20 protein-coding genes, 1 tRNA gene and 1 pseudogene are annotated in these 23,226 nt (G+C 52.3%); 18 read left to right on the top strand and 4 right to left on the bottom strand.

The window, feature by feature from the left end:
- Together folA and L3K52_16480 are read left to right on the top strand one after the other, a co-directional pair.
- Complete coding sequence (gene folA, locus L3K52_16485; GenBank protein ID UOG91763.1) at positions 1-486, top strand: type 3 dihydrofolate reductase; 486 nt, start codon at positions 1-3, stop codon at positions 484-486.
- Positions 487-506: 20 nt separating this feature from the next.
- On the top strand, positions 507-1,844 hold the full coding sequence (locus tag L3K52_16480; protein UOG91762.1) for a dihydroorotase: 1,338 nt from the start codon (positions 507-509) through the stop codon (positions 1,842-1,844).
- Here L3K52_16480 and L3K52_16475 read toward each other — a convergent pair.
- Positions 1,841-2,728: a formylglycine-generating enzyme family protein gene (locus L3K52_16475; protein ID UOG91761.1), complete on the bottom strand. Its 888-nt coding sequence runs from the start codon at positions 2,726-2,728 to the stop codon at positions 1,841-1,843. The genes L3K52_16480 and L3K52_16475 overlap by 4 nt on opposite strands.
- 145 nt (positions 2,729-2,873) lie before the next feature.
- Between L3K52_16475 and L3K52_16470 the strand changes: the two genes are divergently transcribed.
- The 8 genes and pseudogenes from L3K52_16470 (at position 2,874) to L3K52_16435 (ending at position 13,173) form a co-directional block, all read left to right on the top strand.
- Entirely contained in the window at positions 2,874-3,056 is a 183-nt protein-coding gene (locus L3K52_16470) for a hypothetical protein (protein ID UOG91760.1), read from the top strand.
- Positions 3,057-3,320: 264 nt separating this feature from the next.
- Positions 3,321-3,911, top strand: coding sequence for a type IV pilus modification protein PilV (gene pilV / locus L3K52_16465; GenBank protein ID UOG91759.1), 591 nt, complete (start codon positions 3,321-3,323; stop codon positions 3,909-3,911).
- 9 nt (positions 3,912-3,920) lie between these two features.
- Entirely contained in the window at positions 3,921-4,787 is an 867-nt protein-coding gene (locus tag L3K52_16460; protein UOG91758.1) for a PilW family protein, read from the top strand.
- 10 nt (positions 4,788-4,797) lie between these two features.
- Positions 4,798-5,304: a PilX N-terminal domain-containing pilus assembly protein gene (locus tag L3K52_16455; GenBank protein ID UOG91757.1), complete on the top strand. Its 507-nt coding sequence runs from the start codon at positions 4,798-4,800 to the stop codon at positions 5,302-5,304.
- A gap of 25 nt (positions 5,305-5,329) precedes the next feature.
- Positions 5,330-5,443: pseudogene (locus tag L3K52_16450) on the top strand (prepilin-type N-terminal cleavage/methylation domain-containing protein).
- A complete protein-coding gene (locus L3K52_16445) occupies positions 5,429-5,788 on the top strand; it encodes a type IV pilin protein (GenBank protein UOG94029.1) in 360 nt (119 codons plus the stop codon). The pseudogene L3K52_16450 and the gene L3K52_16445 overlap by 15 nt, the downstream one beginning before the upstream one ends.
- A 53-nt stretch (positions 5,789-5,841) precedes the next feature.
- Entirely contained in the window at positions 5,842-9,405 is a 3,564-nt protein-coding gene (locus L3K52_16440) for a hypothetical protein (protein UOG91756.1), read from the top strand.
- 69 nt (positions 9,406-9,474) lie between these two features.
- Complete coding sequence (locus L3K52_16435) at positions 9,475-13,173, top strand: hypothetical protein (protein UOG91755.1); 3,699 nt, start codon at positions 9,475-9,477, stop codon at positions 13,171-13,173.
- Here L3K52_16435 and prmC read toward each other — a convergent pair.
- From prmC to hemA, 3 genes are read right to left on the bottom strand one after another with little or no spacing between them, the layout of a single operon-like run.
- Positions 13,170-14,027, bottom strand: coding sequence for a peptide chain release factor N(5)-glutamine methyltransferase (gene prmC, locus L3K52_16430; GenBank protein ID UOG91754.1), 858 nt, complete (start codon positions 14,025-14,027; stop codon positions 13,170-13,172). The two genes, L3K52_16435 and prmC, sit on opposite strands and share 4 nt — an antisense overlap.
- Positions 14,020-15,099 (bottom strand): peptide chain release factor 1, encoded by a 1,080-nt coding sequence (prfA, locus tag L3K52_16425; GenBank protein UOG91753.1) that lies wholly within the window; start codon positions 15,097-15,099, stop codon positions 14,020-14,022. Before prfA ends, prmC begins: the two co-directional genes overlap by 8 nt.
- Positions 15,100-15,105: 6 nt before the next feature.
- Positions 15,106-16,368: a glutamyl-tRNA reductase gene (gene hemA / locus L3K52_16420; protein ID UOG91752.1), complete on the bottom strand. Its 1,263-nt coding sequence runs from the start codon at positions 16,366-16,368 to the stop codon at positions 15,106-15,108.
- Between the two features lie 190 nt (positions 16,369-16,558).
- Here hemA and L3K52_16415 point away from each other — a divergent pair, with 190 nt between their 5' ends.
- From L3K52_16415 to ychF, 8 genes are all read left to right on the top strand, one after another.
- Positions 16,559-18,277 (top strand): tetratricopeptide repeat protein, encoded by a 1,719-nt coding sequence (locus L3K52_16415; protein ID UOG91751.1) that lies wholly within the window; start codon positions 16,559-16,561, stop codon positions 18,275-18,277.
- A 28-nt stretch (positions 18,278-18,305) separates the two neighbouring features.
- The gene (lolB, locus tag L3K52_16410; protein UOG91750.1) at positions 18,306-18,944 is read left to right on the top strand and encodes a lipoprotein insertase outer membrane protein LolB; all 639 of its coding nucleotides are present in this window, start codon (positions 18,306-18,308) and stop codon (positions 18,942-18,944) included.
- Between the two features lie 5 nt (positions 18,945-18,949).
- A complete protein-coding gene (gene ispE / locus L3K52_16405) occupies positions 18,950-19,807 on the top strand; it encodes a 4-(cytidine 5'-diphospho)-2-C-methyl-D-erythritol kinase (GenBank protein UOG91749.1) in 858 nt (285 codons plus the stop codon).
- Between the two features lie 7 nt (positions 19,808-19,814).
- Positions 19,815-19,889: transfer RNA gene (locus L3K52_16400), tRNA-Gln, on the top strand.
- A 46-nt stretch (positions 19,890-19,935) separates the two neighbouring features.
- Positions 19,936-20,877, top strand: coding sequence for a ribose-phosphate pyrophosphokinase (locus L3K52_16395; protein ID UOG94028.1), 942 nt, complete (start codon positions 19,936-19,938; stop codon positions 20,875-20,877).
- 74 nt (positions 20,878-20,951) lie between these two features.
- The gene (locus L3K52_16390) at positions 20,952-21,524 is read left to right on the top strand and encodes a 50S ribosomal protein L25/general stress protein Ctc (protein ID UOG91748.1); all 573 of its coding nucleotides are present in this window, start codon (positions 20,952-20,954) and stop codon (positions 21,522-21,524) included.
- 11 nt (positions 21,525-21,535) lie between these two features.
- The gene (pth, locus tag L3K52_16385) at positions 21,536-22,111 is read left to right on the top strand and encodes an aminoacyl-tRNA hydrolase (GenBank protein ID UOG91747.1); all 576 of its coding nucleotides are present in this window, start codon (positions 21,536-21,538) and stop codon (positions 22,109-22,111) included.
- Between the two features lie 19 nt (positions 22,112-22,130).
- The gene (gene ychF / locus L3K52_16380; GenBank protein UOG91746.1) at positions 22,131-23,225 is read left to right on the top strand and encodes a redox-regulated ATPase YchF; all 1,095 of its coding nucleotides are present in this window, start codon (positions 22,131-22,133) and stop codon (positions 23,223-23,225) included.
- The last annotated feature ends 1 nt before the right edge of the window (position 23,226 follow it).

Raw genomic sequence — 23,226 nt, 5'->3', positions numbered from 1 at the left:
ATGCTGTCTTTGATTGCAGCCATGGCACAACAGCGGGTAATCGGGTGCAACGGTGCGATGCCTTGGCATTTACCGGCTGATTTGGCTTGGTTTAAGCAAAATACTCTCGGTAAGCCCATGATTATGGGACGCAAAACGTGGGACTCGATTGGGCGGGCGCTACCCGGGCGTCGCACCATCGTGATTTCACGCGATGCGGGATTGCAACCCGCTGGCGCTGAACGGGTCATTTCACCAGAAGCGGCGTTGGCTGCTGCGGCCGGTGCGCCAGAAATTATGATTGTGGGGGGGGCGCAAATTTATCAGCATTTCCTCACTTATGCCGACCGTCTGTATTTAACCCTGATTGATGCTGATTTTACAGGCGATACGTTTTTTCCCGACTATAATCAACACCAATGGCGCACTGTAGAACGGGTTAATCACCCGGCTGACGCTAAAAACCCTTATCCTTATTCCTTCCTGATTCTCGAACGGGAATCTTGATCCCAAGGAGACTCTTCCCCATGAGTTCACTGTTGATTGTCAATGCCAATGTGGTTAATGAAGGGCAAATTGTCGAGGCTGATGTGTTCATCCGTGACGGACGGATTGCTGCAATCGGCAAGCATTTATCCGCACCGGGCGTCGAGGTACTGGATGCCGCCGGGCGTCATTTGCTTCCCGGTATGATTGATGATCAGGTGCATTTTCGTGAACCCGGCATGACGCATAAAGCGGATATGGCAACCGAAAGTCGCGCAGCACTGGCGGGCGGTATCACCAGTTTTATGGACATGCCCAATACCATACCCAACGCATTGACCACCGCGATTCTTAATGAAAAGAAACAGTTGGCAGCCGGGCGTGCCGCTGGAAATTATGCTTTTTATCTAGGGGCGTCTAACGATAACCTTGAGGCGATTAAAGCGCTAAATCCTAAAGATGCTTGTGGGGTAAAGGTGTTCATGGGGGCGTCAACCGGCAATATGCTGGTCGATGACCCTGAAATATTGGAGCAAATCTTCCTACACGCGCCCACGTTGCTGGCGGCACATTGCGAAGACACGCCGACGATTATGGAAAACGAGGAAAGTTACCGCAGCATTTACGGTGACAATATTCCGTTTCACTTGCATCCGACCATTCGCAGTGAAGCCGCTTGCTACAAATCGTCGTCAATGGCGCTGGAACTAGCCAAACGTTGTGGCACACGCTTGCATATTTTGCACATTTCGACCGCGAAAGAAGCGGAGATGTTTGCGGATATTGCCTTAAAAGATAAACGCATTACCGCAGAAGCGTGCGTACATTTTCTGCATTTTGCGGATGAGGATTATGCGAGCAAAGGCGCACTAATCAAATGCAACCCTGCCATCAAAACCGCCGAAGATCGGGCAGGTATTATTCAAGCGCTATTGGATGGCAGATTGGATGTTATCGGCACTGACCATGCCCCGCATACCTGGGAGGAAAAGCACAATCCCAGTTATTTCAAAGCACCTTCTGGGTTGCCCTTGGTGCAACACGCGTTACCGCTGGTGTTAGAGCATTACCAGGATGGTATTTTCACGCTGGAATTTATTGTTGAAAAGACCAGTCACGCAGTCGCCGAGATGTTTAACATTAAAGAGCGCGGCTACATCCGCGAAGGTTATTGGGCCGATTTGGTGTTGGTTGATTTGGAAAAACCCTTCACGTCGACACACGCGAATAGCTTGTCGAAGTGTGGCTGGACGCCGTTTGATGGCTATGAATTCCGCTCCAGCATTGCCGCCACCCTAGTCAACGGTCAACGGGTGTGGCAAGACGGCACCTTGCTGGATGTTGCGCCCCAAGGCAGGGCGCTGGAATTTGAGCGTTAAAGTTCCCGCACCACACGGAAGCCGAGGTTGGTATCCATTTCATCCATGTAGCGCTTTTTGCGGGCAGCACTGCGGGCGCGTGCTGCCGGGTCAAACCATGAGCCACCCTTGGTCACGTACCAATAGGGGCTGGCGGCGACTGATGGGCTACCGTCACGATTAGCGTTTAGGTGCGAGCTTGTCCAGTGATCTTGGGTGAACTCCCACACATTGCCATGCACATCGTGTAATCCCCATGCGTTTGGCGCTTGCAAACCGACTTCGCTGGCTTTAGGGCTAGGAAAGCAGCGCGGCAAATACCAAGGGCGCTCATCTTGTTGCTCGCGATACGGGAAAAACGCGTTGAAATGCACTTCGCGGCAACTGACATCTTCGCCGTGATGGAATGGCGTGATCGTGCCCGCCCGTGCCGCGTATTCCCATTCCGCTTCGGTTGGCAGGCGATATTTCTGGCCGGTTTGCAAGCTCAACCATGCCAAAAACAGCTTAATGTCTTCCATGCGAATATTGATAACCGGGTAACGGCCTTGGTGCCAAATGAGCTCTGGGCGGCGAAACCATTCGGTATCCTGGCAGAATTGCTGAAACTCCTCGCCAGTGACGGGGTAGACGCCGATGGCAAACGGCTTGCGAATCATGGTGAGATGGCGCGGTGCTTCATCGCGCTGATGACCGTGCTCGTTGGGCTCTGAGCCCATTTCAAAACGTCCGGCAGGAATGATTGCCAGTTCAGGGCCATTGCTACCTGTTGTTAAGGTGTCATGGAAATAGGGCTGCAAGTGGTGTGCTTCGGCAGCCTCTTGTTGCAACTGTTTGACCTGTTGAGGGGTTAATTCATCAACAAATACGGTGCGTGATTCATAGGTGAGGGTTTCTGTCATCATCGTGCTCAATCAGTAACAGGTAATATACTAAACCCTTTGTATTATCCCCAAATTTAGTGCAAAGACAACGCTAAAAAATTATTTTTGCACTATAGTTAGACCGAGGGTTAGTACTAGTGGTTAGTCGAAGACGGGGAGCTTGTAAATGGATAGAAGGCTTGCGAGTGGAAAGGGTGTAGGGCAGCGCAGTACTGCCCAAGCGTTGTTGGATGGGTTGATTCTTTACCGTCAAGACTTGGGCGATCTGGGGAAGCAATTAGAGCGCTTATTACGCGAAAATGGAGTACGGTCAACGTTTGACCCCGGTTTTTCTCTGAGATTGCACTGAAAATGCTCATCAGCTTCATGAACTATTTGTGTGGTCAGCGCGACCATTAGAAGAACACAGTAGTTTGATAGTCATGAGTTGAGAGTTTGTAACCCCGGTCAACCGGGGTTTTTTTATGTCTGCTTAATCAGTGAGCAATTACCATTGATTCCGTGAATACGACAGCTTGTCGGCATAAATTGGTTTTTTCCTGCATCGATTTCGGTTTGCAGTATAATAGCTGTAGTTAATACGCCCCCAATCATAAAAGTAATAGGTGGCTTTATGCCAATACGTTTAGCTTCTCGACGCCAGCAGTCAGGTTTGAGCCTGATCGAAGTGTTAATCGCCACGGTGGTACTGTCCACCGGGTTGTTAGGTCTTGCCGGTTTGCAAATCGCAGGCATGAAAACCACGCACAATTCTTACCAGATGCAACAAGCAACGTGGATTGTGCACGATTTGCTGGAAAAAATGCGGGCAAACCGTGCCGAAGTGTTTCGCATGAGCACTGCTTCAACGCCAGTACCGCAATCGGCGTATCTGTTAGCCAATCTGACCAGCGCAGCTACTTACTGTAGCAATACACCGCCGAAAAATTGCACCGTTGATGCGGACTGCACTAACGCGGAAATGGCGAGTTATGAGCTTCACCAAACCTTATGCGGTTACGGTTCAAACACCGGAATCAACAATGTTTTATTGGGTGGGCAGTTGCAAATCACCTGTCCAACGGGTGATTGTCACGATGGCGTGACCATCAATTTGCAATGGGATGAACGTAACGCCACACGTCAAGCGGATTTTGCTGGCACGGGTTCGGATACGGCAAATGGCATCGAAACATTTACCATTAATCTGAATGCAATTTTATAAGGAAGTCGCATGAAATATAGCCATAAGCAACACGGGCTTTCTTTAATTGAGTTAATGATTGCCATGGTGGTCAGTCTGGTGTTGGTTGCAGGCGTTGGCACTGTTTACATGAGCAGTAAGCGCAATTACCATGCCCGCGATCAATTTTCCCTAATGGATGAAACAGCGCGTGTCGCCCTGAATGCGCTCACTAAGCATTTGGAACACGCGGGCTATGCCACCCCAACAAAATTGCCGCTTGGTGATTATATGTACCCGCTTGGTGGCACTACACCGCCTAAAGCCCCTTGCAATAGCAGTGATAAGGGAGTGCATCCCAGTCTGAATTTGACCACTTTTGCGGCGCGGGCAACGCAGGATAGTTATAAACCCGATGGCGTGACTACTACCGGCGATGCCGTCAGTGTGCGTTTTTTGGGTGATTCCACCTTGTTTACGGATTGCGCTAATGGTGAGTTGCCCGAAGATTGTCGCGTCGGAAAAGCCCCCAGCATGGAGGCTGCGCTGATCTACAACACGTTTTTTGTCAACGAGAGCACGGGATACCCGACGTTAATGTGTTCTGGTTCGCGCAATAATGATGCGGCTCCCATTGCTAACGGTGTTGAAAACATTCAGTTTTTGTATGGCGTGGATACTAACGCGGATGGCAATGTCGATCAGTATTTGAATGCCACGGGAGTATCCGCTGCGGCAGCATGGCTGCAAGTGGTGAGTATCAAAGTAGGCATTCTGGTTAGGTCATTAGAGCAGGTGTTGCCCACCGCAGAGGCAAAATCGTATGACGTATTGGATACCACTTTGAGCCGCAATGACCGTTTCCAGCGTTCGGTATACACCGCTGTCATTCACCTACGCAACGTCGTGGAAGGTTAGGGTAATCGTTATGCAAATCAGTAAAAATCAACAGCAGGGTGCGGTATTGATGTGGGGCATGGTGCTACTACTCACCATGACCGTTATCGGTATTGCGGCAACCCGCATGGCGACGGTTGATAACCGCATTGCCGGAAATCAGATGACGACAATGCTGACTTTCCAAGGCGCGGATTCAATGTTGCGACTTTCCACTAGCTTGTATCAGGTATTGCAAACGGCGCAATTTGGCACAACCCCGACCGTGGGTTATGGCAAACACAAGGTGAAAGTCCTACAGCTCAATGATTTCGATGACACTTCGAGTGGGGTTGAAGTTAAGGGCGAGGCGGGCATGAGCGAAGAAGACGGGTGTCCGCCCCTTAAGGGCATTGCAATGACGGCTGAAATGACGCCTGACGCGGGCGGTATTGCCTGTCGGATATTTACGACAGATGCGGATGCGTCCCTGTCAGGGACGGGAGCAAAAAGCCAACATTCTGAAGGCGTCCTTAAACCTGTGCCAAAACTCAACTAAGCAAGCGGAAATAACCATGATAACGATAAAACATCACCAAGGCTTTACCCTGATTGAACTCATGATCACGGTGGCGATTGTGGGAATTCTGGCAGCGATTGCCTACCCCAGCTATACCGCGCAGGTGCAAAAAAGCCGTCGCGCTGATGCACAAATAGCCCTGCAAGAAATTGCACAACGTCAAGAAGCGTATTTTCTGCGCAATCGCAGTTACGCTAAAGATGTAACGCAATTAGGTTACGCTGCTAACAGTACTGATGGTCAATATACCTTGAGTATCACCGGAACGCCCAATGCTTGTACCGGCGCAGCGGGCACAAGCGCTTGCACTGCCTATGAAGCAAGCGCAGTACCGGCAACTGGCAAACCGCAAGTCCACGATACGCCTTGCCAAGTGTTTACGTTGGATAACCGAGGCAGGAAGCGCGGTGGCACGACTGCGACCACCGCCGCTGCGGATAATGCGCAAACCTGTTGGAAATAAGCAGCCGTTGCTGTGAACGATTGCCCGTTAAATTTAATCACAAAAATAATGCCATGAAAAAAATACGTTGTAGCCTGCGGTGGCTGTTGTTAGCCGCACCCCTGTTGTTTGCCAGCATTTTGATGGCAGACGAAACCGAAATCTACTTTACTGACAAAAGCGGTGAAGTAGCGCCCAACGTACTGTTTGTGATTGATGCATCGGGCAGCATGAGCCAAGTCGTGACAGGTGATGCCAGCGGCCGCACCCGGCTAAAGGTGCTGAAAGATTCGTTCCAGGAAGTGATGAGTACCGCACCGACCAATTTAAATGTGGGGCTAATGCACTACGCTAACCATGGCTTGGGCGCTGATTATTGGTGGAGTTCGATCAAGGGGGCAAATTTTCCGGTTACGCCAATTGATGCAACAGTTGAGCCACTGATTACCTCGTACCAAGTCGATGATAATTTACCGGATCCGGCGACGAGCAGCACGGTGGTGCGCGAATTTTTATCGAGCATTGTCAACAGTTGGGATGCTAACGGCTATACGCCGATTGTGGATTCCTTGTACGAAGCGGCGCGTTACTTTCGCGGTGACTCGGTAGAATGGGGCATGGATGTACCCAAAATCGGTTGGGCAGCGCACCCGCTAACCTATGACAACGCCCCAACCTGTACCGCCCCCCGTCAGGAAGATTGCGTCAAGAGTTGGGGGCAGTGCAATACCAATATCGTGTCCGGCAGTTGCACGACCACCAGCCATAACGAATGTTGCGCATGGATTACCACGGGTGGTGATGGCTCAGGTTACTGCAAAAACGATGACTACACCTGTTCTGCCGCGATCGAAAAGTGCAAGCACACCGTTTGCGATGCCGTGGCAGGCGCTCCTGTCTACAAATCGCCGATTCAATACAGTTGCCAAGCCAATTACTTGGTATTGATGTCGGACGGTAAGCCCGAATACCCTTATTTTCCCGGCTTGGGGGACACTGACGGCACGCGTTATTACCCGCCTTCGGTAAAAAGCTTGGCAATGAGCGATTTCAATCCCATGCCCGCGCCCGATTGGACCACGTATTTTCCCGGCTTGGTTGCGACGAACAATAGTCAAATTAAAGTGGCACCGCCGTTACCAGACTATCTCGGTGCTGCTGCCAACAATTGTGGCACCAGTGCTGCGGCGCCGCACGGCTACAACAGCGGGCGTTGCGGGCCTGAGCTGACCCGTTGGTTGGCAGATACCGACCACGACGATACGCTACAAGGCAAACAAGGCATTGAAACTTACACCGTCGCGTTTGCCTTGGGCGATGAGCCAACCGGCACGGCGTATTTGAAAGATCTGGCAACGAAACAAGACGGTGCTTTTACCGCTGACAATGCCGAGGAATTAGCGGGTGCTTTCAAAGCCATTCTGAGTTCGATCAGCAAGGCATCTTCCTCATTCAGCTCACCGACTTACGCGATTGACACCGACAATATGCTGTCACACAGCGATGAAGTTTACATCCCGATGTTTGACCGCAGCACCACGGCGCTTTGGTCCGGCAACTTGAAAAAGTTTGCCCGCACCGTGGATGGTAAAATCGTTGGCGGCACGCTAGTCCGTGATGCCCAAAACCGGGTAACGGCAGGAGACCCGGTGGTGAATGACAAAGGCGAATTTTTGGATACAGCAGATGACTTATGGGGAGTGGCGAGTGGTTCGGATGTCACAGGCGGTGGTGCTGCCAGCCAATTGCCGCTACCCGACAGCCGCAATCTGTACACCGATGTGAGTACCAACAGTGATCTGACCGCAGCAGGAAACGCACTGAAAGGCGTTAATACCAATTTGCCGATTGCCAGTATTTACCAAGATAATGACGGTAATAGCGGTCATGGCGATAACCCTAACGGTTGCGATCCCGATAATCCTGCCGCGAATAATAAAAGCGAATGTGTCGCATTGAAAACTGGGTTGATTGATTTTATTCGAGGTAAAAATCCTGACGGCACGGCACGCCAGCACTTGGGCGATGTGCTGAATAGCAAGCCCTTGGTGGTGGATTATGGCGCTGGCGAAGAGCGCATTTTCTTACCCACGAACGAAGGATTTTTACATTCTATTGATGCGGATAGTGGTGAAGAACAATGGGCTTTCATGCCAAAAGATTTGCTGCCCAACATCAAAACCTTCATGGAAAACTTACCGACCAAAGACCACGTTTACGGCATTGACGGCCCGCTAACCTTGTGGAATTACGATAAAAATCTGGACGGCAAACTCAAAGCCACCGACGGCGATAAGCGCGTGTTGTTCTTTGGGTTGCGGCGTGGCGGTAAAGCCTATTACGCCTTGGATATTACCAACCCGGATAGCCCGTTAATTTTGTGGAAAAAAGATAGCACCCTCTCCGTGGACAGCAATGCTTGGAAGGAGCTGGGCGAAACTTGGTCAAAACCCACCTTGGCAAAAATGCGCATTGGCAGTTCAACCGCCAGTGAAATACGCAACGTGTTGGTCTTCGGTGCGGGTTACGACGCCGCCAAAGACGCTGAAACCGGGCGTCAAGCCGACCAACTCGGTAACGATGTGATGATTGTGGATGCTTTAACGGGTGATTTGTACTGGTCATTGCAGCGCGATGTCTACGGTGGCAATGCCGCCACCAATCCGGTCAAACACAGTGTCCCCGGTGATATTCGGGTGCTGGATATGGATCGCAACGGCACACTCGACCGGCTGTATTTCGCGGATACCGGCGGCAACCTGTGGCGCGTCGATATGGATCACGATTTGCGTGACAGTGACCCGGATATGTACAACTACGACGACGCAATCCTAACCAAAATCGCCGAATTGGGTGAAAACGGCTCGCACGGCACGGATACCCGCAAGTTCTTTTACGAACCCGACACCGCGCTGATTCAACACAATGGCAAAGTGCGCATGACGATTTCACTGGGCAGTGGCTACCGCACACACCCCTTGAATACCAACACCGAAGACCGCTTTTACGTGTTGATGGAACCGAATGTGTACAACGAACCGCCTGCTGGCTTCACCGCCCTTAAAAACGCCGATTTGGTCGACGCGAAAACCAGCTTCACCGACCCGAACGACAACCTGCTGACGGGCACGTACAAAGGTTGGTACTACGACTTTGCGCACAAAGGGGAAAAAGTGCTCGCACCAGCGGTCACGTTCCTCAACAAAGTCGTCTTCACCACGTTTGCGCCAGTGGACGAAGCCGGGAATGAACCGCCGGATGACCCTTGCATCGTGCCCCCTAACAGTGCCCGTGCTTACGTGTTGGATTTGTTCACCGGCAAAGCCGTTGCCAATCTTGATCGCGATAGCGCGACAGGCACTGACGGCAAAGACGAGTACGTGGTGGCGGGTTTCAATGAAATCCTCGATGCTGCCAAGATCATCTTCCGTATGCCTAGCGCGGCGGATGGTGGCGATTGCGCCGTCGGCGATTGCGAACAAACCGTGGAAATCCGGGTTGGCAAGTTAGAAATGCCGGTTTTGGATGCCAGCAACGATGAAGACGGCGGCACAGGTCTCGGTGGGGTTGCGGGCAGTGTTGATTTGACCGACATCTTACCGCGTATGTTTTGGTTGGATCACAATGTGACCGACTAAGCGTTTATTTTAAATAACAGCGTAAACGCAATGTTAATAATAATTTATTTGGAATAATGCCGGTTATTTATGAAAATTACTAAAGCTACTCTTCGAGCATTGTTATTGACTATGCCTCTGTTGTTTGCCAGCGTTTTGATGGCAGACGAAACCGAAATCTACTTTACTGACAAAAGTGGTGAAGTGGCGCCCAACGTACTGTTTGTGATTGATGCATCGGGCAGCATGAGCCAAGTCGTGACAGGTGATGCCAGCGGCCGCACCCGGCTAAAGGTGCTGAAAGATTCGTTCCAAGAAGTGATGAGTACCGCACCGACCAATTTAAATGTAGGGCTAATGCACTACGCTAACCATGGCTTGGGCGCCGATTATTGGTGGAGTTCGATCAAAGGGGCGAATTTTCCGGTTACGCCAATTGATGCAACAGTTGAGCCACTGATTACCTCGTACCAAGTCGACGATAATTTACCGGATCCGGCGACGAGCAGCACGGTGGTGCGCGAATTTTTGTCAAGCATTGTCAACAGTTGGGATGCTAACGGGTATACGCCGATTGTGGATTCCTTGTACGAAGCGGCGCGTTACTTTCGGGGTGACTCGGTGGAATGGGGCATGGATGTACCCAAAATCGGCTGGGCTGCGCACCCGCTAACCTATGATAACGCCCCAACCTGTACCGCCCCTCGTCAGGAAGATTGCGTGAAGAGTTGGGGGCAGTGCAACACCAATATCGTGTCCGGCAGTTGCACGACCACCAGCCATAATGAGTGCTGCGCATGGATTACCACGGGTGGTGATGGCTCAGGTTACTGCAAAAACGATGACTACACCTGTTCTGCCGTGATCGAAAAATGCAAGCACACCGTTTGCGATGCCGTGGCAGGCGCTCCTGTCTACAAATCGCCGATTCAATACAGTTGCCAAGCCAATTACTTGGTATTGATGTCGGATGGCAAGCCCGAATACCCTTATTTTCCCGGCTTGGGGGATAAAGACGGTACGCGTTATTACCCGCCTTCGGTAAAAAGTTTGGCAATGAGCGATTTCAATCCCATGCCCGCCCCTGATTGGACCACGTATTTTACCGGCTTGGTTGCGACGAACAATAGTCAAATTAAAGTGGCACCGCCGTTACCAGACTACCTTGGTGCTGCTGCCAACAATTGTGGCACCAGTGCTGCGGCGCCGCACGGCTATAACAGCGGGCGTTGCGGGCCTGAGCTGACCCGTTGGTTGGCAGATACTGACCACAATGATACGTTGCAAGGCAAACAAGCTGTCGATACCTATACTGTCGCGTTCGCCTTGGGCGATGAGCCAACCGGCACGGCGTATTTGAAAGATCTGGCAACGAAACAAGACGGTGCTTTTACCGCTGACAATGCGGAGGAATTAGCAGGCGCTTTCAAGGCCATTCTGAGTTCGATCAGCAAGGCATCTTCCTCGTTCAGCTCACCGACTTACGCGATTGACACCGACAATATGCTGTCACACAGCGATGAAGTTTACATCCCGATGTTTGACCGCAGCACCACGGCGCTTTGGTCCGGCAACTTGAAAAAATTTGCTCGCACCGTGGATGGTAAAATCGTTGGCGGCACGCTAATCCGTGACGCCCAAAACCGGGTAACGGCAGGAGACCCGGTGGTGAATGACAAAGGCGAATTTTTGGATACAGCAGATGACTTATGGGGAGTGGCGAGCGGTTCGGATGTCACAGGCGGTGGTGCTGCCAGTCAATTGCCGCTACCCGACAATCGCAATCTGTACACCGATGTGAGTGCCAACAGTGATCTAACTTCCGCCGCAAATGCCTTGTCTGTCAGCAATACCAATAATTTAACCGATGGCAAATTATTGGGCTTGCCGGATAATCCGGCGGAGAAGGTCAAGTATTGGTTGCCCGATGCCGACGGTGATGGCACCAGTTGCTTGGGCTATTACAAGGACTGCGATGGTAATAATCACGTTGTTCTGGGTAACTACGATACCAAGGTAGGGTGTGTCACCATTTCCAGCGTGGCGATTACCTGCCCCGGAACCGATTATTTGACCGACCCTGAGCGTGAAAACTTGATTGATTTTGCACGCGGTGAAATCGACGACCCGACTAGCGCCGACCCTGATGTGACGATTCCGCGTCAACAAATGGGGGATATGCTCAACAGTAAACCGTTGGTGGTGGACTACGGTAACGGCGAAGAGCGTATTTTCGCGGCAACCAACGAAGGTTTCCTGCATTCCATTAATACCGGAGACGGCGAAGAACAATGGGCTTTCATGCCAAAAGATTTGCTGCCCAACATCAAAACCTTCATGGAAAACTTACCGACCAAAGACCACGTTTACGGCATTGACGGCCCGCTAACCTTGTGGAATTACGATAAAAATCTGGACGGCAAACTCAAAGCCACCGACGGCGATAAGCGCGTGTTGTTCTTTGGGTTGCGGCGTGGCGGTAAAGCCTATTACGCCTTGGATATTACCAACCCGGATAGCCCGTTAATTTTGTGGAAAAAAGATAGCACCCTCTCCGTGGACAGCAATGCTTGGAAGGAGCTGGGCGAAACTTGGTCAAAACCCACCTTGGCAAAAATGCGCATTGGCAGTTCAACCGCCAGTGAAATACGCAACGTGTTGGTCTTCGGTGCGGGTTACGACGCCGCCAAAGACGCTGAAACCGGGCGTCAAGCCGACCAACTCGGTAACGATGTGATGATTGTGGATGCTTTAACGGGTGATTTGTACTGGTCATTGCAGCGCGATGTCTACGGTGGCAATGCCGCCACCAATCCGGTCAAACACAGTGTCCCCGGTGATATTCGGGTGCTGGATATGGATCGCAACGGCACACTCGACCGGCTGTATTTCGCGGATACCGGCGGCAACCTGTGGCGCGTCGATATGGATCACGATTTGCGTGACAGTGACCCGGATATGTACAACTACGACGACGCAATCCTAACCAAAATCGCCGAATTGGGTGAAAACGGCTCGCACGGCACGGATACCCGCAAGTTCTTTTACGAACCCGACACCGCGCTGATTCAACACAATGGCAAAGTGCGCATGACGATTTCACTGGGCAGTGGCTACCGCACACACCCCTTGAATACCAACACCGAAGACCGCTTTTACGTGTTGATGGAACCGAATGTGTACAACGAACCGCCTGCTGGCTTCACCGCCCTTAAAAACGCCGATTTGGTCGACGCGAAAACCAGCTTCACTGACCCGAACGACAACCTGCTGACGGGCACGTACAAAGGTTGGTACTACGACTTTGCGCACAAAGGGGAAAAAGTGCTCGCGCCAGCGGTCACGTTCCTCAACAAAGTCGTCTTCACCACGTTTGCGCCGGTGGACGAAGCCGGGAATGAAACGCCGGATGACCCTTGCATCGTGCCCCCTAACAGTGCCCGTGCTTACGTGTTGGATTTGTTCACCGGCAAAGCCGTTGCTGACCTCGACCGCGACACCGCGACAGGCACTGACGGCAAAGACGAGTACGTGGTGGCGGGTTTCAATGAAATCCTCGATGCTGCCAAGATCATCTTCCGTATGCCTAGCGCGGCGGATGGTGGCGATTGCGCCGTCGGTGATTGCGAGCAAACCGTGGAAATCCGGGTCGGCAAGTTAGAAATGCCGGTTTTGGATGCCAGCAACGATGAAGACGGCGGCACAGGTCTCGGTGGGGTTGCGGGCAGTGTTGATTTGACCGACATCTTACCGCGTATGTTTTGGTTGGATCACAATGTCAGCGACTAAGCCGCCAGCCATTGCCCTAAACTAACCCGATCGTTGCCTGCCAAATCCGGTAGGCAACGTACTTGTTGAAAGCCCGCCATTTGCAGCAGGGTTGTGACCGCTGTTGCCTGATTGTAACTGTGTTCCAACAATAACCAGCCACCGTTTACTAACCAATGCGGCGCGGTTTGCACAATGTGGCGAATGTCATCCAGCCCGTCTTGCCCCGCAGTGAGCGCGGTGAGCGGTTCAAAGCGCACATCGCCTTGTGTTAGATGTGGGTCGTTGGTTTCGATGTAGGGCGGGTTGGAAACAATGACAGCAAAGCGTTGTGGTGGCAGGTTGCTGAACCAGTCGGATTGGATAAATTGCACGGTGTGAATGTGGTTGCTGTGGGCGTTTTCTGTGGCAACGGCTAAAGCGGCGGCGGAAAGGTCGCAGGCAGTGATATTGAGGTCAGGGCGTTCGCTGGCGAGGCTTAAGGCGATTGCGCCAGTGCCAGTGCCGAGATCGAGGATAGAACAGGGCGTTTTCGGAAGCAATGCCAGCATGGTTTCGACGAGCAATTCGGTTTCGGGGCGGGGGATTAGGGTGTCAGGTGTGACTTTTAGATTGAGCGTCCAAAATTCGCGTTGTCCGGTGAGGTGCGCAATCGGCACGCCACGCACACGTTCTGCCAGCAGTTGTTGAAACGCTGCTTCAATCCCTGGCTCGACCCGTTTTTCAGGCCAGGTCATCAGCCAAGTGCGCGATTTTTGCAGGCAATGTGCCAGCAAAATTTCTGCATCTGCCCGCGCTGATTCCGACGTATCGGTTAATTGCCGTGTGGCTTGTGCCAATAATTCGGCGATGGACACCGAAGATTTTCTACTCATCCGCCAACGCCGCCAATTGATCGGCTTGGTATTCATTAATCAGCGGCTCAATCACCTGATCAACACTGCCCACCAAGATTTCATCCAACTTATACAACGTCAGGTTGATGCGGTGGTCGGTGACGCGCCCTTGTGGGAAGTTGTAGGTGCGGATGCGTTCGGAACGATCCCCAGACCCCACCAAGCTTTTGCGGGTTTCGGCTTGTTCAGCGGCTTGTTTCTGGCGTTCGCCTTCAAAAATACGCGATTGCAACAGCCCCATCGCTTTGGCGCGGTTTTTGTGTTGCGAGCGCTCTTCTTGGCATTCGACCACGATGCCGGTAGGAATGTGCGTAATGCGAATGGCGGATTCGGTTTTGTTGATGTGCTGACCACCCGCACCCGATGCGCGGTAGGTGTCGACCTTCAAATCTGCCGGATTAATATCGGTGGCTTCGACTTCATCCAGCTCTGGCATGACCGCAACCGTGGCAGCGGAGGTGTGAATCCGCCCCTGCGATTCGGTGGCAGGTACGCGCTGCACGCGGTGTGCGCCGGATTCAAATTTCAGCCGTGAATACGCGCCCTGACCAATGACCCGCGAAATGATTTCTTTGAAACCGCCGTGTTCGCCTTCGTTTTGGCTGATGATTTCCACCTGCCAGCGGCGGCTTTCGGCGTAACGCGCGTACATGCGGAACAAGTCTCCGGCAAAAATCGCGGCTTCATCCCCGCCCGTGCCTGCACGGATTTCGAGGAACACGTTGCTATTATCGTGCGGGTCTTGCGGCAATAACAGTTTTTGCAGGTCGAGTTCGAGCGCGGCGCGGCGAGCTTTGGCGGCTTCGATTTCCTCTTGCGCCATGTCGCGCATTTCGGGATCGGCGAGCATTTCCTGCGCGGCTTCCATGTCGGCGGCGGTCTGTTGGTAGGCGTGAAAGCCTTGCGACACGGGTTCGAGCTGGCTGTATTCGATCGAGAGTTTGCGGAATTGTTGCTGATCGCCGATTACATCCGGTTCACCCAACAGGGCGGAAATTTCGGCGTAGCGTTCGCTTAAGGCTTCGAGTTTTTGCAGGATAGATGCTTTCACAGAGGGTTAGCCGTTGTCGTCAGTAGAAAGGTTAAACAGGGCGCGAGCGTGTGCCAGTAATTGGTGGTCGCCGTTGCGTGCCGCCGCGTGCATGGCTTGGGTCGCGTCGTGTGAGAGTTTGTTTGTCAGCGTGTGTGCCAGAAATTGCAAGGCTTCTGCGGGGCTTTTGCCGTTTTGCAACAAGGCAGTGGCTTTGTCGAAGACTTCTTGGCGGATGTTGTCGGTGCGGGCGCGGTATGCCCGAATCGTGTTCATGTGGTCTTGTGCCCGCAGCCATGCCATGAAATTGCTGACTTCGGTGATGACCATGCCTTCGGCTTGTTCGGCGGCGGCGCGGCGTGATTGGAGATTTTCTTCGATGACCGAATGCAAATCGTCCACGGTGTACAAATAGACGTCATCGAGTTGGGCGACTTCTTGTTCAATATCACGCGGGACGGCGATGTCGACCATGAACATGGGGCGGTGTTTGCGGATTTTGAGCGCCCGTTCCACCGCGCCTTTGCCCAAAATGGGTACAGGTGAGGCGGTGGAGGAAATAATAATGTCCGCTTGGGGCAAATGATCGGCTAATTCGGGCAAGCCGATGCCCTTGCCACCGTATTCTGCGGCGAGTTTTTGCGCTTTGTCGATGCTGCGGTTGGCAACGATGATTTTGCCAATGTGATTGGTGGCAAGGTGTTTGCCGACGAGTTCGATGGTTTCGCCCGCCCCAATCAGCAGCGCGGTTTGGGTTTCGAGTTTGCTGAAAATTTGCTTGGCAAGGCTGACGGCGGCGAATGCTACCGAGACGGGGTTGGCGCCGATGCTGGTTTGGGTGCGCACTTTTTTGGCGGTGGAAAAAGCGTGCTGCATCAGACGGTTTAATTGATTGCCGGTGGTGGCTTGGTCGCTGGCGGCTTGCAGGGCGGTTTTGAGTTGCCCTAGGATTTGCGGTTCGCCCAATACCAGCGAATCCAGTCCGCAGGCAACCCGTAAGGCGTGGCGAACCGCGTCGTCTTGTTGGTAGATGTACAAATAGGGTTGCAATTGCGCGGCGGACATTTTGTGCCAGCTTGCCAGCCATTCAATCAGCGCGGTGACGGACTGTTGCGGGTGGGCGGCGGCGTAGATTTCGGTGCGATTGCAGGTCGAGAGTATTAGGTTTTCAGGCACGACCTGATGCGCAGCGTGCAAGGCCAACGGCAAGCTGTCGGGTGAGAACGAAACCTTTTCCCGGATGGAGACTGGGGCGGTTTTATGATTGACTCCAACGATCAGGATGGACATTCAGTATTTCACCAACGGATACATTTTGGCCTTTGCACCCTTTTAGGGCGAGGTAGTTGACTTTCAGAACCGCGAATTTTCTGATACGTTATGGCTTATTACAAGGTAATTCGTTGAATATATCCTTAAAACCTCTTGCAACATAACACGATCAGTCGCAGTCAGGGATTGTGACAGACCGGAGAAACACATGCCCAGCAGCCGTTTACCGCGCCGTTTTGTGAGTTTAGGTCTCGCGCTCTTGATTGGTGGTTGTACATTGGGTAACACCCCGTTCGCCGATCAGCCAGTCAGCAATGTTGCCACTTTCAGCAGCCCTTTGAGCTATCAGGTTTACAATATTCTTGCGGGGGAGATGTTCGCTAAGCAAGGCAATGTGGCGCAGGCAGCGTTGCATTACGTTGCTGCCGCTCAGCAGGCGACTGATCCTGCGATTGCGCAGCGGGCGGTGGAATTGGCGATGAGTGCCAAAGACACGCCATTGGCAGGGCGGGCGCTGGAACGTTGGATGACGTTATCGCCGGATTCCACCGAGGCGCTTCAGTACCAAGCCTTGGCGAATTTACGGGCTGAAAAATACGCAGAAGCGGTCAAGGATTTGGTGAGAGTTCGTGACACGGCTGAAAAAAAAGCCGGGCATGGCTTTGCTTTCATTGTGTCATTGCTGGCACTGGAGCCGGATGCAAAAAAGTCTTACGAAACCCTCAAACGCTATGTGGAAAGCGTGGATAGTTCACCACAAGCGCAGCTTGCCCTGGCGTCTTTTGCGCTAAAAACCGAGCAATTTGAGGTGGCTTTGCAGGCGAGTCAGGCGGCAAAAAAACAGGGTAGCGCTGCCGAAAAAGTGCAGGGGACGAGGTTGGCGGCTAAGGCTTTAGCAGGTTTGGAGAAATTGGCCGAAGCGGTTCAAGAAATGGAGGCTATTGCTAAGGATAGTCAGGATGCTGAACTCAAACTGGATTACGCTCGCCTGCTGATCTTGGCGGATCGGCGAGTGGAGGCGTTGCCAATTTACCAACAACTTTATGCAACGTTTCCGAATAGCGTGGATATTCTTTACACCTTAAGTTTGTTGCACTTGGAACAAAAGTCATTCACCGCCGCCGAGCCATTGATTGCTAAATTACTGAGCGTGCCGGAACGTGCCGTCGATGCGAGTTATTTCATGGGGCAGATTCATGAAGGTTTGCAACGCCCCAAACAAGCGCTTGAGGTTTACCAACAGGCGCTTGGCGGGCAGTACAGCCGTGAAGCGACGTTACGCATTGCTGATTTACTGGTCGAAACCGCGAGTTTGGCGCGTGCGCGTGACTGGCTGGCGGCGCAACTGAAGGCTACGTCTGAGAATGAGCGCAAAGTGTTGCTGTTACAATTGGATGGGCAGATTTTGCATGATCAGGAAAAATATGCAGAAGCAGTCGAGAGCTTTAGCAAGGCATTGGCGGTGACAGCCGATGACCCGGATGTGTTGTATTCCCGCGCTCTGAGCGCCGAAAAGCTTGGTGATTTCGGCAAAGCGGAAGCCGATTTACGCGCGGTACTGAAATTACAGCCTAATAATGCCACCGTATTGAATGCTTTGGGGTATATGTTGGCGGTGAATACGCAACGTTATGCAGAAGCCAGCGAGTTGATTACCAAAGCGCTCACGGGTCGCCCGGATGACCCGGCGATTATGGATAGCATGGGTTGGGTGTTATTCCTGTCGGGCAAACCGCAAGAAGCAGAAACTTGGTTACGCAAAGCCTATACTCTGCTACCAGACCCTGAAGTTGCCAGCCATTTGATTGAAGTGCTGGCGGCGCGTGGCAATAAAACCGAAGCGCAAGGTATTCTCGATGCCATGCTCAGCAAGTTTCCAGCCGATAGCTTGCTGCTTAACGCCAAGGCAAAGCTGGTTAGTTTGTAAGCTTCTCATTACTTAAGGATAACGACTCATGAAACAATGGATGCTGGTTGCGGCGTGTTGCGCCCTGACGCTGGGCGGGTGTGCAACGCAAACCAAAAGCCCCACCGCAGGCGCTGAAATGCCGAATAAGCCTGCGGATGCGCAAAGTGCTTGGCAGCAACGTCAGGCTGAATTTGCCCGCATGAGTAGCTGGCGTTTACAAGGCAAAGTGGGCGTGCAGTTTCAGGAGCAAAGCGCTTCGTTCAATATTTCATGGCTTCAGACCGGCAATGATCAGTATGAAATGAACATTAAAAATCCGCTGACAGGCTCGATTGTCGCTTATCTCAAGGGCGAGCGCTCCGAAGTGGTGATGCAAGCCAATGGCAAGACTTATAAAGACTCGAATGCCGAACGTTTGTTGCAAGCGCAACTGGGGGTGTCTTTACCGTTGGATGGCATGAAATATTGGGTGCGCGGTATTCCTGCTCCCGATTCCCCCGTGCAGCAAGTCAAGTTGGATGCGCAAGGCCGCCCCGAACTGCTGCAACAATCCGGCTGGCAGGTGGAATACAGCGGCTGGAAAGGCACGGATTGGAAAGCGTTACCGGAAAGAATCAACCTGAGCCGCACCCCTGATAACACCAAGGTCAAGGTAATTGCGAAAGATTGGCAGACACGTTATTGATTCCCATGCAAACGTTAATATTGCCTGCACCCGCTAAGCTCAATCTGTTTCTGCACATTACCGGCAGGCGTGCGGATGGCTACCATTTGCTGCAAACCCTGTTTGTGTTTCTCGATTTTGGCGATGAAATTACCTTGAGCGTGCGCGATGACGGGGTGATTCAGCGCTCCGTCGGCGCGGCGGGCGTGCCGGAAGCGGCTGATTTGACGGTGCGGGCAGCGCGGTTGTTGCAGCAGGTGACGGGCTGTTCTTTGGGGGCGGATATTCAGGTGTTGAAGCGCATTCCCATGGGCGGTGGTCTAGGTGGTGGTAGCTCCGATGCAGCAACGGTGTTGCTGGGGCTGAACTACCTATGGCGTTGCGGCTTGAGTACGGATGAATTGGCTGTTTTGGGTTTGCGTTTAGGGGCGGATGTGCCGGTTTTTGTGCATGGTCATGCAGCATGGGCGGAAGGCGTCGGGGAGCAGTTAACCCCCGTGAGCTTGCCTGACGCTTGGTATGTGGTGATTTATCCCGGTGTGCATGTGCCTACTGCCGAACTTTTTTCTGATTCGGGCTTGACACGTGACTGTCCTCCCATTACATTAGCGACCTTCCACGCGGGGCTAGGCAGAAATGTCTTTCAACCGGTGGTAGAAAAGCGTTATCCCGAAGTTGCCACGGCCTTACGTTGGTTATCTCGGTATTCAAACGCGGTGTTGACAGGTTCAGGCAGTTGCCTGTTCGCCTCGGTCGAAAGTAAGCAAGACGGTGAAATAATCCTGCAAAACTTACCTGATCAGTGGTTCGGTTTTGTCGCAAGCAGTGTGAATACTTCACCATTGCAACAAAAATTGTTAACATTGTCAGCGCTTTACAATTAGTTTCAGAAGGGCCGTCGCCAAGCGGTAAGGCACTGGATTTTGATTCCAGCATTCCCAGGTTCGAATCCTGGCGGCCCTGCCATTTTTTCCCTCCTACTCAATGCGGATATGTCATGTCTGACGATAGAATGATGGTGTTTACAGGCAACGCTAATCCTGAACTCACCGAAAAAATCGTCGATCACCTCGGAATTTCCCCCGGTAAAATCAAAGCAGAACGCTTCAGTGATGGTGAAGTGCATGTGGAGATTTTGGAAAACGTGCGTGGTCGTGATGTCTTCATCGTGCAATCTACCTGCGCACCGACCAACGATAACCTGATGGAACTGCTGATCATCGCGGATGCGTTGTATCGTGCGTCCGCCGGGCGAATCACCGCTGTTATTCCGTATTACGGCTATGCGCGGCAAGATCGACGGGTACGTTCACGGCGTGTGCCGATTTCTGCCAAACTCGTGGCGGATATGATTGCGACGGGACACGTTGACCGGGTGTTGACCATCGATTTGCATTCTGACCAAGTTCAAGGCTTTTTCGATTTACCCGTGGACAATGTGTATGCCTCTGGGGTGTTGATTAAGGATGTATTGGCTTGCGAGCTGGATAACATTATGGTGGTGTCACCGGATGTCGGCGGTGTGGTGCGTGCCCGTGCTTTAGCCAAAGGCCTTGGCGATGTCGAATTGGCGATTATCGATAAGCGCCGCCCTGAACCCAACAAATCCGAGATTATGAATATTATCGGGAATGTGGAAGGGCGCAATTGCATTTTGATCGACGATTTGATCGACACCGGCGGTACCTTGTGCAATGCCGCGACTGCCTTGAAGCAGCATGGCGCATTAACCGTGCGGGCGTATGCGACTCACGCGGTATTTTCCGGCAAAGCCGTAAGCAATATCGAACATTCTCAGCTTGATGAAGTGGTTATCACCGATACCATTCCATTAAGCGACGCGGCGAAAAAATGTGCTAAGATTCGTCAGCTTTCGGTAGCTGGGGTGTTAGCGAAAACCATTTTACGCATCAATCAGGACGAGTCCGTCAGCTCGCTGTTTGAAGGTTTATAAGTTTAGTCCCCGTTCGCGGGTTTTTTTAGTTGCCGTCCGGTCGCGTTCGGTAACGATTTTGTTGGAGAGATAACATGTCAAAACAATACGTTTTGCAAGCGCAAACACGTGACACACAGGGTAAGGGTGCGAGCCGCCGCCTGCGTAATACTGGTATGGTACCTGCCGTTATTTACGGCGCAGGCGTTGACGCACAATCCATTATGTTGCGTCACAATGAAATGATCCGTAATTTGCAGGAAGAAGGTTTCTACTCGCAAATCATCACGGTTGATTTCGGTGATCGTAAAGAGCAAGTAATTTTGCGTGACCTGCAACGTCACCCTGCCAAGCCCATCATTATGCACGCTGACTTACAGCGCATCCGTGACGATGAAGAAATCAACGTTCACGTGGCGCTGCACTTCCTCAACGATGACGTGGCAAAAGGCGTTAAAGAACAAGGTGGCACGGTTAGCCACATGATTTCTGAAGTAGAAGTTTCTTGCTTGCCGAAGAATCTGCCTGAATTCATCGAAGTTGACATGATCGATGTCGAGAAAGGTCAGATTTTGCACATGAGTGATTTGAAGCTGCCGGAAGGCGTCAGCCTGCCGCAGTTGGCGCTCGGCGAAGACCACGACAACGCTATCGCTGCGATTCACTAAGGGCGATACCGATGGGAACTCCCATTCGCCTTATTGCAGGCTTGGGCAACCCCGGTAGCCAGTACGACAAAACCCGGCACAATGCCGGGTTTTGGTTTGTTGACGAACTGGCAAGGCGTTACTCCGGCAAGTTTGCTGTTGAGAAGCGTTTTTCCGGCGAAGTCTGTAAACTGCAAGTCGGCAGCGCGACGGTATGGCTGATTAAGCCCATGACTTTCATGAACCGCAGCGGCTTAGCCGTCAAACAGTTAGCCAGTTTCTACCAAATTTCGGTGGAACAAATTTTAGTAGCGCACGACGAGCTGGATATTGCACCCGGTGACGTGCGTTTGAAACAAGCCGGTGGTCACGGCGGACACAATGGTTTGCGTGATTGCCATGCGCATTTGAGCGCGGATTATTGGCGGTTGCGGCTGGGTGTCGGACACCCCGGCGACCGTAATAAAGTGGTCGATTATGTGCTGTCGCGCCCCTCGTTGGATGATGAAATCGTCATTTCACGCGCGATTGATAAAGCCGCCGACCAGACTGAATTGATTTTAGCCGGTGAGATGCAGAAGGCGATGAACGCGCTGCATACGAAGTAAACATAAGCAGGTACAACTCATGGGATTCAAGTGCGGCATTGTTGGTTTACCAAACGTGGGGAAATCCACATTATTCAATGCGCTGACCAAAGCGGGCATTCAGGCAGCGAATTACCCGTTCTGCACGATTGAGCCGAATGTGGGCATCGTCCCCATGCCCGATCCGCGCTTGGACGCCTTGGCGGAGATCGTCAAGCCCATCAGGATTTTGCCGACCACGATGGAATTCGTGGACATAGCAGGCTTGGTGGCAGGCGCATCGCAGGGCGAAGGCTTGGGCAATAAGTTTCTGGCGCATATCCGCGAAACGGACGCCATTGCGCAAGTGGTACGTTGCTTTAATAACGACGACATTATTCACGTTGCAGGCAAGATTGACCCCGCCTCCGACATCGACACCATCAATACCGAGTTGGCGTTAGCGGATTTGGATACGGCGGAAAAGGCGGTGAATCGTCTGACCCGTTCGGCTAAATCCGGCAGTAAAGATTTGCTGGCGCAAAAAGTCTTGGCAGAACGCTTGTTTGCACACCTGTCTGAAGGGCATTCCGCGCGTTCGCTGGATATGACGGCGGAAGAGCGTGCCTTGGCAATCCGCGAATTCCACCTAATTACCATCAAACCGTTAATGTTCATTGCCAATGTTAGTGAAGAGGGCTTTGAAAACAACCCGTATCTGGATCAAGTTCGCGCCATTGCGGTACGTGAAAATGCCGTGGTGGTGCCGGTATGTGCGGAAATGGAATCCGAACTCTCGCAATTAGACGATGCGGAACGCGATGAGTTTTTGGCGGGTATGGGGCTGGATGAGCCGGGTTTGAACCGCGTGATTCGCGCGGGTTACGATTTGTTGGGCTTGCAGACCTATTTCACCGCAGGCGTGAAAGAAGTGCGGGCGTGGACGATTCCGAAAAATGCCACTGCGCCCCAAGCGGCAGGCGTGATTCATACCGATTTTGAACGCGGCTTTATCCGTGCGCAAACCATTGCGTATGAGGATTTCATTGCTTATAAAGGTGAGCAGGGTGCGAAAGAAGCCGGGAAAATGCGGGCGGAAGGCAAGGAATACATTGTGAAAGACGGCGATGTGTTGAACTTCCTGTTTAACGTGTAAG

Origin of the sequence: Candidatus Thiothrix sulfatifontis (assembly GCA_022828425.1) — a bacterium.
Lineage (GTDB): Bacteria > Pseudomonadota > Gammaproteobacteria > Thiotrichales > Thiotrichaceae > Thiothrix > Thiothrix sulfatifontis.
This window is presented reverse-complemented; position numbering and strand designations above follow the sequence as displayed.

Excerpts from the sequence above, each read along its gene's own strand:
- folA (UOG91763.1), top strand. The coding sequence starts at position 1 with ATGCTGTCTTTGATTGCAGCCATGGCACAACAGCGGGTAATCGGGTGC.
- L3K52_16480 (UOG91762.1), top strand. The coding sequence starts at position 507 with ATGAGTTCACTGTTGATTGTCAATGCCAATGTGGTTAATGAAGGGCAA.
- L3K52_16475 (UOG91761.1), bottom strand. The coding sequence starts at position 2,728 with ATGATGACAGAAACCCTCACCTATGAATCACGCACCGTATTTGTTGAT.
- L3K52_16470 (UOG91760.1), top strand. The coding sequence starts at position 2,874 with ATGGATAGAAGGCTTGCGAGTGGAAAGGGTGTAGGGCAGCGCAGTACT.
- pilV (UOG91759.1), top strand. The coding sequence starts at position 3,321 with ATGCCAATACGTTTAGCTTCTCGACGCCAGCAGTCAGGTTTGAGCCTG.
- L3K52_16460 (UOG91758.1), top strand. The coding sequence starts at position 3,921 with ATGAAATATAGCCATAAGCAACACGGGCTTTCTTTAATTGAGTTAATG.
- L3K52_16455 (UOG91757.1), top strand. The coding sequence starts at position 4,798 with ATGCAAATCAGTAAAAATCAACAGCAGGGTGCGGTATTGATGTGGGGC.
- L3K52_16440 (UOG91756.1), top strand. The coding sequence starts at position 5,842 with ATGAAAAAAATACGTTGTAGCCTGCGGTGGCTGTTGTTAGCCGCACCC.
- L3K52_16435 (UOG91755.1), top strand. The coding sequence starts at position 9,475 with ATGAAAATTACTAAAGCTACTCTTCGAGCATTGTTATTGACTATGCCT.
- prmC (UOG91754.1), bottom strand. The coding sequence starts at position 14,027 with ATGAGTAGAAAATCTTCGGTGTCCATCGCCGAATTATTGGCACAAGCC.
- hemA (UOG91752.1), bottom strand. The coding sequence starts at position 16,368 with ATGTCCATCCTGATCGTTGGAGTCAATCATAAAACCGCCCCAGTCTCC.
- L3K52_16415 (UOG91751.1), top strand. The coding sequence starts at position 16,559 with ATGCCCAGCAGCCGTTTACCGCGCCGTTTTGTGAGTTTAGGTCTCGCG.
- lolB (UOG91750.1), top strand. The coding sequence starts at position 18,306 with ATGAAACAATGGATGCTGGTTGCGGCGTGTTGCGCCCTGACGCTGGGC.
- ispE (UOG91749.1), top strand. The coding sequence starts at position 18,950 with ATGCAAACGTTAATATTGCCTGCACCCGCTAAGCTCAATCTGTTTCTG.
- L3K52_16395 (UOG94028.1), top strand. The coding sequence starts at position 19,936 with ATGATGGTGTTTACAGGCAACGCTAATCCTGAACTCACCGAAAAAATC.
- L3K52_16390 (UOG91748.1), top strand. The coding sequence starts at position 20,952 with ATGTCAAAACAATACGTTTTGCAAGCGCAAACACGTGACACACAGGGT.
- pth (UOG91747.1), top strand. The coding sequence starts at position 21,536 with ATGGGAACTCCCATTCGCCTTATTGCAGGCTTGGGCAACCCCGGTAGC.
- ychF (UOG91746.1), top strand. The coding sequence starts at position 22,131 with ATGGGATTCAAGTGCGGCATTGTTGGTTTACCAAACGTGGGGAAATCC.